Source organism: Levilactobacillus parabrevis ATCC 53295, assembly GCF_001434055.1.
Lineage (GTDB): Bacteria > Bacillota > Bacilli > Lactobacillales > Lactobacillaceae > Levilactobacillus > Levilactobacillus parabrevis.
Genome location: NZ_AZCZ01000051.1, coordinates 1 through 12,798, shown reverse-complemented (window position 1 = coordinate 12,798; position 12,798 = coordinate 1). Strand labels below are relative to the sequence as shown.

Annotated in this window: 9 protein-coding genes; 4 read left to right on the top strand and 5 right to left on the bottom strand. The window is 48.1% G+C overall.

Features of this window, described 5'->3' with window-relative positions:
* Window positions 1–20: 20 nt before the first annotated feature.
* Together tnpA and FD07_RS10900 are read left to right on the top strand one after the other, a co-directional pair.
* The gene (gene tnpA, locus FD07_RS10905; protein ID WP_057161946.1) at window positions 21–440 is read left to right on the top strand and encodes an IS200/IS605 family transposase; all 420 of its coding nucleotides are present in this window, start codon (window positions 21–23) and stop codon (window positions 438–440) included.
* A gap of 657 nt (window positions 441–1,097) precedes the next feature.
* On the top strand, window positions 1,098–1,856 hold the full coding sequence (locus FD07_RS10900; RefSeq protein ID WP_020090346.1) for a hypothetical protein: 759 nt from the start codon (window positions 1,098–1,100) through the stop codon (window positions 1,854–1,856).
* Between the two features lie 135 nt (window positions 1,857–1,991).
* Here the strand turns inward: FD07_RS10900 and uidA are convergent, their stop codons facing one another.
* A complete protein-coding gene (uidA, locus tag FD07_RS10895) occupies window positions 1,992–3,797 on the bottom strand; it encodes a beta-glucuronidase (RefSeq protein ID WP_020090347.1) in 1,806 nt (601 codons plus the stop codon).
* 157 nt (window positions 3,798–3,954) lie between these two features.
* On the opposite strand from uidA, the gene FD07_RS10890 reads away from it, so the two are divergent.
* The gene (locus FD07_RS10890; RefSeq protein WP_020090348.1) at window positions 3,955–5,037 is read left to right on the top strand and encodes a helix-turn-helix transcriptional regulator; all 1,083 of its coding nucleotides are present in this window, start codon (window positions 3,955–3,957) and stop codon (window positions 5,035–5,037) included.
* Between the two features lie 813 nt (window positions 5,038–5,850).
* Window positions 5,851–7,545, top strand: a complete 1,695-nt coding sequence (locus FD07_RS10885; protein WP_020090349.1) for an oleate hydratase — start codon at window positions 5,851–5,853, stop codon at window positions 7,543–7,545.
* 165 nt (window positions 7,546–7,710) lie between these two features.
* On the opposite strand, the gene FD07_RS10880 is transcribed toward FD07_RS10885, so the two are convergent.
* From FD07_RS10880 to lepB, 4 genes are all read right to left on the bottom strand, one after another.
* Window positions 7,711–8,652 carry a LacI family DNA-binding transcriptional regulator gene (locus FD07_RS10880; RefSeq protein ID WP_020090350.1) on the bottom strand — a complete coding sequence of 314 codons (942 nt, stop codon included), beginning with the start codon at window positions 8,650–8,652 and terminating at the stop codon, window positions 7,711–7,713.
* A gap of 22 nt (window positions 8,653–8,674) precedes the next feature.
* A complete protein-coding gene (locus FD07_RS10875) occupies window positions 8,675–10,000 on the bottom strand; it encodes an SLC45 family MFS transporter (protein WP_020090351.1) in 1,326 nt (441 codons plus the stop codon).
* Between the two features lie 11 nt (window positions 10,001–10,011).
* Window positions 10,012–11,664: a glycoside hydrolase family 13 protein gene (locus FD07_RS10870; protein WP_020090352.1), complete on the bottom strand. Its 1,653-nt coding sequence runs from the start codon at window positions 11,662–11,664 to the stop codon at window positions 10,012–10,014.
* A 210-nt stretch (window positions 11,665–11,874) separates the two neighbouring features.
* A complete protein-coding gene (gene lepB / locus FD07_RS10865; protein WP_020090353.1) occupies window positions 11,875–12,459 on the bottom strand; it encodes a signal peptidase I in 585 nt (194 codons plus the stop codon).
* Between the last annotated feature and the right edge of the window lie 339 nt (window positions 12,460–12,798).

Sequence of the window (12,798 nt, the reverse complement as noted above, 5' to 3'; positions counted from 1 at the left end):
AATATTTATGGAGGTATCATATGAGGAAGAATGTTGCCGGAATAATTCACGAACGGGGTTATGTTTACAACTTTCATTTTCACTTGATCTGGGTCACTAAATACCGGCATGAAGCATTTACAACGCCCAAGTTAGTCGCTGAAATGGCCGACATTCTAACGAAAATAGCCCGACTGAACGAAGTGAACATTGAGCAAATGGAAGTAATGTCTGACCATATCCACTTACTACTGAGCTTTAAGCCTAAGTATGCACCAACCAATGTTGTCAAAGCCTTTAAGGGCGGTTCGGCTCGCTTATTCTTTGAATTACACCCAGAAATAAAGGCTCAAAAGTTTTGGGGTGGACATCTCTGGTCCCCAAGTTATTTCATGAGTACTCTTGGTGATATGAACAAGAAAACTGTAGAAAACTACATTGCCAGTCAGCGAAAGGCATAGTGGCATTCATCCCTTGCTTGAAAGCAAGGGAATTCTGCCTAGCTTATATTAAATCTAAACGCTTATTTATGAGGAGGCAGTTCTAGTCGGAACTACCTCCTTACTTATTACTAATGTAAAATTTGAGGATTCTGTCGCATGTTTTTGCAAGATAAGGGTAAAAATCGTTTTAGTATCGAACTGATTGGGAGCGTTATGGATTAAGATGTCAGTAAACAAATGCCGCCGTGACGGTAATCACGGCGGCATTTGTGTTGAAAAAGTCGGTGTCACGAAGCAGTGTCGAAACAGCCACCACACACGATTCGTTAGCGAACAAAACCAATTGGCCGATTCCGTCCAGCTAATCCAGTGGTTGGAGGTTGAAAGCCATGCGGCGTATCAGCGGAATGTTCGATTTAACCGATAAGTGTGGTTGCTAGGAGGTCCATTACCCGCCAAAATGTCGTGAACGCTACTGATTTGCCGTTCCCGACTTTTCGCTGGAAACACCGATAACGCCCCGTAACGTTAGTTCCATTAATTTACCGGTGGGGCGGGATTTTTAGCGATTTTTGAGTGAAATTGGGTGATCATTTCTGCCCGAAAAAAAGGACCGTGTTATGATACCAATTGAGTTCAGGGATGAATTCGAAAATTTACTGGGGGGTAATTGTTATGATGAAAAAAGTTGCAATGATCGCAGCGGCTGCAGCTATGGTATTACCATTGGGGATTGGCGCCATTGCTCCCGCAAACAACGAGGTCACTGCTTTTGCGGCTGCTAAACCAGCAGCTAAAAAAGTTACCCACACTTTAATCAGTGCAAAAGCTATCAAGAAAGCAGCATTCCACGTTAAGAGTGGCAAGCCAGCTCTGTATAGCGCAGCGTTTGCAGCTGATCAAGCAAAGGTCGGCATGACCAAGAAGGGGACCTTAGCAGGCGGCAAGACCTACTACGCAACCAAGAAGATTGTGGTTAAAGTCAAGGCTACCAAGACGACCAAGGCCAAGAAAGTCACTTACGCCTACATCAAGACGTCCAACGGCAAGGTGAAGGGCTGGGTTGCACTTTCTAAGTTGACGGCTGGCAAGTTTATGGCCGCTGACGGAAACGCCGACGCCAAGAAGGCAGCCGACAAGATTGCAGGGAAGACCTACACGCTGGTTAGCGCTAAGAGCATCAAGAAGAGCGCCTTCCACTTTAAGGGCAACCAACCAGCAGTCTACACCGGCAAATTCGCCGCTGACAAGGCAAAGGTAACGTTAACCAAGAAGGGTGTATTGCCACAAAGCAAGACCTTCTACGCTACCAAGACAATTACCATCAAGAAAGCTAAGAAGAACGTGGCTTACGACTACGTAACCAGCGGCAAGACAAAGGGCTGGGTCTTAGCATCTCAACTGACTGCCGGCAAATTCATGGCAGCCGATTAGTTTAAATACTCCAGTATATTTAAAACGGATGGCTTGCGGGCCATCCGTTTTTTTGCGTTTTAAGTGTAAATATTGTGTGTCGCTTGCGGCTGCCAGGGGTTCTGCCGGCTGTGGAAGAGGTGGGAAACTTTTAAATTATTTCTTGTAATTGAAGTTAGGAATATTATTCCACCGGTGACTCAGCCAAATGGCGGCCGCCTTAGGTTCGCGGGAACGGGTGAAGATGCCCTTCTTATTCCCTTGGACCCGGTTGATGCCGAACTTGGTCTGGAAGTCGGCGAAGTTCCAAAGTTGCTCGCCGACAAAGTTATCGATCTTATCGAAGATTTTGGCGTTCATGTCGTAGTAGTTAACCTGATATTCTTCAGAGAATGGCTCGTTGTAGGCACTGTGCACGCCAGCCACCGTGTCGGCGCCAAATTCCGTGAACATGATCGGCTTGTTCGGCCACTTCTCCTGCCAAGTGCGTAGTTCGGTTTCTTCAGCGGCGGCCGCAGCCTTGAGGTCTCCCGTTTGCAGATACCAGCCGTAGTAACGGTTCAGCGTCAACAGATCGGCGAGGTCGGAACAGGTGTCGCGGTCCGGTGTGGACATCATGATATTGATGTAGGTACATGGCCGATTCTGGGTATCCAGACTGCGGGCTAACTTGAAGAGAGGTTCGAAGTAATCGTGGGCGCCAGGCAGGAAGGTTGCCGGTTCGTTGGCAATGGACCAGATCACAACGGAGGCGTGGTTCTTATCCCGGCCAATCATTTCCTTTAAGGCCTGTTCGTGGGCGGCTTGCGTTTTGACCGTGGACCAGAAAGGATCTTCGGCATTCTTGAAGGCGCTGGAAACGTCAAAGTTGAAGTCAGGCATCAGGCCAACTGCGGGAACCTCATCGATGACTACGATTCCTTCGCGATCACAGAGCCGCATCATTTCTTCGGAGTAGGGGTAGTGGGAGGTCCGGAACGAGTTGGCCTCAATCTTCTTCAAGAGGTTCAGGTCGAGCACGTTGACGGCTTCATTCATCCCGCGGCCGTTGACGTAGGAATCCTCATGTTTGCCAAAACCTTTGAAGTAGAAGGGTTCACCGTTGATCAGGAACTTCCCAGACTTGATTTCGATGGTCCGCAGGCCAAATGGTTCCGTGTAACTGTCGACCACAGTATTGTCATCCAGAATCTCAACGCGGGCCTGGTACAGATAGGCATTCAACGGTTGCCAGAGGTGGATGTTGTCCAAATGAAGCGTGCTATCGGCGCCGTTGGCGGTGGCAACAACTGTTCCTTCTTCGTCCAGCAGGGTGACCTTAACCGTCGCGGCCGCGGTGGTCTTCACGGCGATATCGATGTCGGCACTAGTTGCGGCCAGGTCGATGTGTGGCGTCACGGTGATGTCTTCCACCCGATTCCACGGCGTTGCCAGTAGGCTCACATTGCGATGGAGGCCGGCATAGTTGAAGAAGTCAAAGTTTTCGTCGACGTGTGCCACGGTGTTGCCGTTGGCATCCTTGGTTTCCGTGTAGTTGCCGACGGGCAAGGTCGAGTGGTCCAGCAGATTACTGATCTTGACGGTCAACCGGTTGGTGCCGGCCTGAACAGCATCGTTGATCGGCAGTTCAAATGGCGTGAAGCCCCCTTTGTGATGGCCGACGGCGGTACCGTTAACGAAGACCCAGGCTTCGTGAGTCGCCGAACCAAAGCGTAGGCTCAGTCGTTGGTCCATCAATGCGGTGGGGACGGTAAAATCACGTTCATACCAGAAGTAACCACTGTGTTGGCGGAGTTCCGGATTGGCTGTCTGGTCGTTGAAGGAAGCGGGTACGGCCATGACCTCGGTCGTTTGTAAGGGGACAACTGGGTCGTGACGTTCACCATCGGCTTGCATCTTAAAGGACCAGATACCATTTAAACTCAAAACGGAACGGGTTTCAGTCGTCAAAGGATATAGCATTCAAATCACTCCTAAATTTATTTTCGATCCTTCTTGCAATCGCTTACAAGAAGGATAAACTAGAATCGGAGGATGTGCTTAGACAATATTGCGGTTTTAAACACTATCTTAACGTTGCTCGAAATTATTTTAATTTGTGAAGGGAGTAGTGATTGTAGTGGCGCTAACCGAGATCAGTCAATTAAGTGCTAATCTGGCGCGTATCAGTGGGGTCAGCATGCGGGTGTGTGATTCCCAGTTAGTAACGGTTTCGCTGAGCGGGGATGATGCGGCGCTACCAGTCTTTCGGACGTTGCCGGCCCAGCCGACACAGGTCGAGCGGGCGATTACGGCGCAGGGGGACTTCCTGGCTGTAGGTATTTTTACGGCGGCCACGCTCACGGGTTATCTGATTGCCGGCCCCTGCGAATCGGAGAGTGGTAGTCTGGCCCAGATTCTGGTCGCCAGTCTGGTCGGTGCCCAGCAGATAGCCACGATACACGACGACCACATCAAGGTGCCACCGCTGACGGTGGACCTGGCAGCAACGGATAGTGACGATGACGCGGCAATTGCTGAGCGATATGTGAAGCAGAACCGCCTGATGCAACTGATCACGCAGGGGGACACCGAGCAACTCCCAGCGGCGATTACGGCGGCCGTGTCGGTACGTGATATCGAAATTTTCTTCTCGCGGGTGCCCAACCGGCGCCTTCGCTCGGCTAAGAATATTCTGTACGTCTTCAATACGATGTGCCGACTGGCGGCCGAGCGTGGCAACGTCAGTCCGGTCACGCTGGACCGTGTGTCGAGTCACTACGCCATGACCATCGAGCAGTTACCCTCCCTGAAATATTATCAACGACTGACTACGGAGATGGCGACCCAGTACTGTGAAATTGTGGCTGCGCGGCGGGACAATCATTACAGCAGCAAGGTCAATCAGGCGTTGCAGTTCATCTACCGCCACTATCAGGAGGACCTGAGCTTGGCTAACGTGGCTACTGCGGCTGGGGCGGCCCCGACCTATTTGTCACGACTGTTCAAGCAGGAGACCGGTGAGACCATCTTCGAATTCATCAACCGTTACCGCGTGCAGATGGCCCGGCAGTACCTCCGCCACCGGCCGGAATCCGTGACCGACGTGGCCTTTCACGTGGGATTCAACAACGTGACGTACTTCAACCGGATGTTTAAACGATATGCCGGGATGACGCCACTGACCTATCTGCGGGGGAGTGAACCGGCGATTCGGGGATGAATAAGCATGTTTTGAGACGTGAATGGCACTAACGATGTGTCGTCGTGATACAATGAAGCCAGACAGAAAGGGCTGCCACATTCTCACGTGACCTCCCTTTCTGGTAGCCGTTGCGGAACACGGTAGCAAGCGTTACTGAAGTAAAATAATCTTACCCTTTCAACTCGCCAAAGTTGTGAACAATCTAGGGAAGGTTATTTTTTTTGATTATGATCTCGTTGGTCTTTGTAAATGGTGTAGACTAGCGCAATTACCGATACTGCGACACCGTACCAAGCTGCCAATGCTGTGAACTCCTTTGGTTGGATTTAGTCGAAGACCCACCTCCCGTCAAAGCAAAACAGCTACCGTTCCCTCAACTTCTACTTGTGCCAGCATACCAGAGCGCCATGATTTATTTGTTCGAGACGGCTTACAAGTTTTGTTATATAAATAAGCGTTAATTGTGCGGCCATTTCGACTAATTATTGCGCAGCATGACCATTGCGACCTTAAAACGATAGCTCTAGGTGGTCCGCCAACCACGTGTTATGCTGAGACAGCATAACCAGCAGATGATGAGAATATTTGCGGAAAATACAGGCCGTTTTTGACCACAGTTACGACCACATAATTCACTTCAGGTTTTAACTATTTATATTGTCATCCACAGAATTACAATTGCAACACGCCCTGTTACAATGGCCGGTAGATTAAGGTTTCCTAGCGTTTCTTAGAAGTTGCTAATTAGTTCATGTAAACGCTTTACAATACATGACAAAGCAAGCATAATGAAGACGTAAAGGGCTCAAAGAATCTACGGAGGTGTTTTTGATGGTTAAAACAAAAGCAGTAATGATCGGTGCCGGTTTATCTAACATGGCCGCAGCGGTTTACCTGATTCAAGAAGGCCATTGGCGCGGTGAGAATATCACTTTTTATGGTGCTGATATGCATGGGGCTAACGATGGTGGCGAAACGACCGATTTCAGTGATGAATATTGGAACAAGGAACACCCGTTAGACAACCATACGGGGTACGTTGCCCGTGGTGGTCGGATGCTGAATTACCGGACGTACGTTGATTTAATGGACTTACTGGACCGGATTCCATCGGCGACTGAAGAGGGCATGACCGCGGCCGAAGATACCCGCGACTTTGACGCGCACCACAGAACGTACGATATCGCGCGTTTGATGGAAGGCGGCAAGGGCATTATCGATGGTGGTAAGTTGGGCCTGAACAACAAGGACCGCGTGCTGTTATCGAAATTAGTATTGATGCCGGATGAAGAAGAAACTAAGCTGGATAATGTGACGATTGCTGAGTTCTTCAAGGATGACCCACATATGTTCCAGACCAACTTCTGGTTCATGTGGGAAACCACATTCGCATTCCGGATTCAGAGCTCCGTTCAAGAACTCCGGCGTTACATGCACCAAATGATTTACGAATTTACGCAAATTGAACATTTGGTTGGGGTCAACCGGACCCGTTACAACCAATTTGAAAGTATGATGCTTCCTCTGATCAATTACTTAAAGGATGAAGGGGTTACCTTCATTTCGAACCGGATCGTTACCGATTGGGAATTTGCCGACAGTGCGATGCAGGACGAAATCACGGTCACCGGCTTGCACGTCAAGAACGTGGAAGACGATTCCGAAGAACTGGTCACGATTGACGACGATACGGCAGTCATCTTCACCAACGGGTCGATCACCGATTCCGCCACGATGGGAGACTACAACACGCCGGCCCGTGAAAACATGGAATACGGGATCAGTGCCGCACTGTGGAAGAAGGCCACGAACCGCTTCTACAACTTAGGGACGCCAGATAAATTCTTCGACGACCGGAAGAACTCCGAGTGGGTCAGCTTCACGTTGACCACGAAGAACCACCTGTTGTTGAACGAAATTACCCGGATCACCACGCAAGTTCCTGGGAACGCGCTGAACTCCTTCCTGTCAACGACGCCAATCACGCCGCTCGGGCAAAAGGACGTTAACATGTCGATCGTGGTTCATCACCAACCACACTTTACGACTCAGAAGCCAAACGAATCCGTTATCTGGGGCTACTTCCTGTATCCACGGCGTCAGGGTGAATTTGTCCACAAGCAATACATCAAGATGACCGGTAAGGAAATGGCTCAGGAATTGATCGGGCAATTGTCCAAGGTTGATCCTGGTCCAAACAACATCAAGAACCATGAAGCTGAAATTCTGGATAGTATCATTAACAATATTCCAGTCTACATGCCATACGCCTCAGCTCTGTTCAACAATCGGGCTAAGAGTGACCGGCCTGAAGTCATCCCAGCACATTCCACGAACTTAGCCTTCACCGGTGAATTCGTCGAACAGCCTTACCAGATGATCTTCACGGAACAGAGTGCTACCCGTTCCGGTGAAATTGCGGCCTTCCACTTCGCTGGTGTGCCAATGGATAACTTGGTTGATACACCACGCTATGACAAGGATCCGAAGACCTTGTTGAAGGCAACTAAGCGGATGTTTAGCTAAGATTTTGAAATGAATAGTTGGAAAAGCGAGCTGTGGGCTCGCTTTTCTTTTGATCTAAGATGTTAGAAATTATCGCCTGTCGGCTAAGCTAGTTTTTGATCAGATAAATAAGAGCTACTAATCTGCCCAAATGGCGAGACTAGTAGCTCTTTAATTTAATCTGATCTACTTAATTAAGAACAGTTGATGCTGAGAGAAATCCGCTAGTTCGAAAACCTTCTGCGCCGCGATTTCGCCAATCTTACGTGGCTTCAGATCGAACGAATAGATATTCTTACGATCGGGGAAACCATGCAACAGATTGTTGAAAGTTACGATGGGGAGCGGTTGTTCCTCATGAAGGAAGGCTTGGTAGGCAAACTCGCCAAGCTCATCTTGCGAGGCGACAATACCATCTACGCCGGTAAGGTTAGTTTGAATGTCAGTCAGTGCTTGACGGGGTTCCTTGAGATCCACAGAAAGTGTGGTGACTTTTCGGGGACTGGTCAGAGTAGATTTGAGACCAGTCAAACGTTCTTCCTCAAACTTGAGGTTGCGTTGCGTCTCTAAGAACAATACGTGCTTAACTGCCGACATTGTCAGTAGCTTTTCACCGGCTAACTTACCGAAAAGTTGATTGTCGTTATCGATGAAGACCCGGTTCGTTTGGGGATCATTCCCGATGATCACATAGTCTAAGTGATGCTGGTCGAGGTAATCACGAATGGCATCGTTCTGTTCGAAGTAAAGAAAAATATATTTGGTAATGTGCGCCTGATGTGCCATGGTGCCAACAATTTCCATAATCTGATCCGTGGAGTCGGCAAGGGCTACCGTAGAGACAAAGCCACGACGATTCAGTTCCGATCCAATTCCTGAAATAATTTCCAGATAGAATGGGTTGGTTTGATACCGCTCATTGGATGGGAAAATAATTCCTACGGAACGTGATCCGCCAGTGGCTAAGGTTTTAGCGTTAAAGTTGGTTTTGTAGTCTAAGTCATGAGCGACCTGCATGATCTTTGTCTTCGTTTCTTGCAAAATATGGGGGTCATCATTCAATGCACGTGATACGGTAGAAGTTGATACACCAGCTTTTGTGGCGATATCTTTGATAGTTGCAGTCATGGTAACGGCGTCCCTTCAAACGTTATTTACCAAAATAGTCTGAGTTGACAAAGAAGACGGTTGCCGCTCCGATTGCCATTCCAATCCCGGCAACGATAATCATTGCAGTGAAAGAGGATCCCACGAGTGGGAATAAGGCAAAGCTCAATAGTGAAGCAGCAATTTGGGGAACACAGATACTCCCGTTAAAGAGTCCCAGGTAGGCCCCCATGTTGCTACCATCGATTGAGTTAGAAACTAACGTGAATGGGAACGTATGCATTGAAGCCCAGGCTATTCCAATTAAGATAAATGATAACACAAGGGCGTACTTATTATGAATAGTTGCGATTAAAATTAAACCAACGGCACCGGCAACGAGGCTAGCAGAGTAGACTCGTTTACTAGACTTATTGGTGACGCGTGTCAAAACTAATGACCAGATAACGGCAGAAATAGCTTGAACGGCGGACATGATGCCATACCAGTTACCGGCAGCTTGAAACCCACTGGATGCGGCGTTACTGGTATGCCAAATATTTTGAGCCAGTGCGCCGTTAGCGTAGGTCCACAGATATTGGAAACCAAACCAAGAGAAGAATTGAATGACGCAGACGACCCAGAAAATCTTAGGAGCTTCTTTTAGAAGCGTGAAGAAGCTCTTGTGTTCTTTGAGGTCTTCCTTGGTAATGTGGTGGTAAGCATTATATTCTTCGGGAGCGTATTCACGAACACGAAGGATTGTGACTAATGAGGAGAGAATCAGAACGGTCGCGCCAATGTAGAAGGCAATCTTAACGGAAGCGGGGACTTCCCCTTTAGGCGCAACGTTGGCGATACCTAACGCGGTTAAGATGAACGGAATCACACTGGCCAAGATTGAACCAGAGTTGGAGAAGAACCCTTGGATAGAGTAGGCCAATCCTCGTTGATCTTCTTCGACCATGTCGGCAATCATCATCTTGTAGGGCTGCATGGAGACATTGTTGGAGAGGTCCAAGAACGTAATGGCTAATGCCCCGAACCAGAGGGCCTGAATGAAGGTGAAACCAAAGCTACCTGCGTTTGGGAGCAATAATAGCACGGTAAAGGCAACGAGAATTCCGGCAATTAAGTAAGGAATTCGCCGGCCTAGGTGTGGCACCCAGGTTCTGTCGGAGAATTTTCCAATCAATGGTTGGATGATTAATCCGGCTAGAGGGGGCACTAGGAAGAAAAAGCCCAGATTATTGGGATTCGCACCCAAAGTTTGAAAGATTCGGCTCATGTTTGAACTTTGTAGGGAGAAGGCCATCTGGACCCCTAAGAAACCAAAGTTGATCAGCCAAATCTTGCTGACGGGAAGTTTGGGAAGACTACTTTTTTCCATTTTGTTCACTCCTATTTCTCAAATTTTAACAGGATAGCGCCCCAAGCGGCTAGGTCTAATTGATCCTGTTGCTGAATGGTGCAACCGTTATTGCCTAAGACAGCTTGGTAGGCATGGTTGGTTAGGTCTTGTGGAAGTTGATAGGTTTCAACCGTATTTGATAGGTTGGCAACGACTATCCAAGTTGCTTTGGCATCAAAACGCCGGTAAGCAATGACGTTCTTAGCTGTTGTGGGGTCGAGCGTGTACTGACCATCCTGTAACGTTGCATCTGTTTTTTTCAAGTTAATTAATTTGCGATAAAAGTTCAGAACCGACTGTGAGTCTGATTCTTCTTCGGCGACATTAATCGTTTTGAAGGAGTCGGCAACTTTGATCCAGGAGGTGTTTTTAGAGAAACCAGCCAGTGGCTTGGCCGACCATTGCATTGGCGTTCTGGCATTATCCCGGCCCTTGAAAGCGACCTCGTGCAGTGCCATTTGTGTATTATATCCGGATTGGATTCTTTCTCGATAGTGCCGTAGACTGTCAATATCGGTGACATCATTGATGGACGCGATGTGGTCGTTGATCATTCCCAACTCTTGGCCTTGATAGATAAAGGGGGTTCCTTTCATCATAAAGTACATGAGACCCACGGCCTTGGCAGAACGGTTGCGGTAGGCCTTTTCTTCGCTACCAAAGTAGGAAACGGCACGGGGGAGATCATGATTTTCGATGAACAGACCCAGATTACCTTGAGTGGCCGCAGCAGTTTGCCAGGCGGTCAATTTTTCTTTAACGGTGGGGATGGATTTCGTGGCGAAGTCAAACTTGTGCGCGTCACCAAAGTTAACGTGGTCGAACTGGAAGAGTAGGTCCATATAGCCCGTGTCGGGATCGACCCACTTGATGGCCGATTCTGGTGGGACGGCGCCAACTTCGCCGACAGTCATGACACCATAGTCATCGTAGATTTTCTTGAGTTCGCGTAGGAAGACCTCAATGCCGGGGATGTTTCGTGAGGCTTGGTCGGGATTATCGACGTCTTCAAAAGTTTGAAGCTTTTTGAGATGGGTGATAGCGTCTAGGCGGAAACCATCGATCCCTTTTTTGATCCAAAACTTAATGATAGCGTGCATCTCATGCCGTAGTTGTGGGTTTTCCCAGTTTAAATCAGGCTGTTGCTTAGCATACAGGTGATAGTAATATTCATCAGTAGCTTCGTTGTATTGCCAAGCTGAGCCGCCAAAGAGGGATGTCCAGTTGTTAGGAGTACCACCGTTTTTTCCTTTCTTCCAAATGTAATAATCATGGTACTTACTGTTGACGTCGCGTTTAGCATCTAGAAACCATTGATTTTGATCGGAAGAGTGGTTAAGGACCATGTCCATGACGATTTTGATATGATGATTATGTAGTTCTTGAATGAGAATATCTAAGTCGGCCATCGAACCGTACTGCGGATCAACATCGCGGTAGTCGGCGATGTCGTAACCGTTATCTACGCCGGGAGATTTGTAGATTGGGCAGAGCCAAACAAAGTCAATGTTCAGGGAATCTAAGTAATCGATTTTTTCTTTAATACCGGCTAAGTCACCAATTCCATCACCGTTTGCATCAAAGAAACTCTTGGGATAGATTTGATAGCCGACACCGTGTTGCCACCAGTTAGCTTTTGTCACGATAAACACCTCTTAATTATTATGGGAACGCTTCCATGGGAACGTTCCCATAATAATCCATAAAAATAGAAAATGCAACCAAATAATAGAAAACGGTTACACGAATTGTGATGGCAAACCCCGCCAATGCTGTTGTAACGGTTCTTCAGCACAAAAAAAGGTGTCACCAATTTTTCTTGGTGGCACCTCATAATTAGGCTTACGAGATAACTAACTCGCCATCCCGTTCACGTTGACCCGATGTTCCTTAGTTCCTTGCCAGAAAGGTACTTTGACGACACCCATGATCTTATCGGCATCGACATAGCCCCAGGCACGGCCGTCCTCAGAGATACTCCGGTGGTCACCCAACACGAAGTAGTGGCCTTTAGGCACCGCGTTCCCCTTGTAGGACCAGTTGTGTGCCTTGGCTAGACTACTTAGCGTCCAGTTTCCGGTTCCAGTCGTCCGCTCAGACTTACTGATGAAGGACTGGTTGACCTTCTTATTGTTCACGTAGATGTAGCCGTTCTTGCTCACGACCTTGTCACCTGGCATCCCGATGACCCGTTTGACGTAGTTGGTGTTCTTGGCGGCGTTAGGATCTTCCCCGTAAGCATCAAAGACGATGACGCTCAGGCGCTTGACGCTGAGAGGCTTGACCACAATCATTCGCTCCGTGTCGGCCAGGTTGGGTTCCATGGAACCGCCGGAGACCTTGACCACTTCGACGCCGTAGGTCCGCACGAGCAGAACCAGGGCTGCGGCGACCACGATTGGGACGATCCAGCTTAAGATGTTACGTAATGTTTTCATTTTGACAGACGACTCCCCTAGATAAGTTTAATATAAATTAGGCAGAATTCCCTTGTTTTTAAACAAAGGATGAATGCCGCTATGCCTTTTGCTGACTGGCAATGTAGTTTTCTACGATTTTNAATATAAATTAGGCAGAATTCCCTTGTTTTTAAACAAAGGATGAATGCCGCTATGCCTTTTGCTGACTGGCAATGTAGTTTTCTACGATTTTCTTGCTCATATGATACCTTCATAAATATTATTATAAGCCATTTTGCTGTGAATACAGTATGCTCATATGCTATGCTACCATCAAGCAAAAGGAGGTGGCGACTTATGGCGAAGACAATGGCCCAA

Excerpts from the sequence above, each read along its gene's own strand:
- tnpA (WP_057161946.1), top strand. The coding sequence starts at position 21 with ATGAGGAAGAATGTTGCCGGAATAATTCACGAACGGGGTTATGTTTAC.
- FD07_RS10900 (WP_020090346.1), top strand. The coding sequence starts at position 1,098 with ATGATGAAAAAAGTTGCAATGATCGCAGCGGCTGCAGCTATGGTATTA.
- uidA (WP_020090347.1), bottom strand. The coding sequence starts at position 3,797 with ATGCTATATCCTTTGACGACTGAAACCCGTTCCGTTTTGAGTTTAAAT.
- FD07_RS10885 (WP_020090349.1), top strand. The coding sequence starts at position 5,851 with ATGGTTAAAACAAAAGCAGTAATGATCGGTGCCGGTTTATCTAACATG.
- FD07_RS10880 (WP_020090350.1), bottom strand. The coding sequence starts at position 8,652 with ATGACTGCAACTATCAAAGATATCGCCACAAAAGCTGGTGTATCAACT.
- FD07_RS10875 (WP_020090351.1), bottom strand. The coding sequence starts at position 10,000 with ATGGAAAAAAGTAGTCTTCCCAAACTTCCCGTCAGCAAGATTTGGCTG.
- lepB (WP_020090353.1), bottom strand. The coding sequence starts at position 12,459 with ATGAAAACATTACGTAACATCTTAAGCTGGATCGTCCCAATCGTGGTC.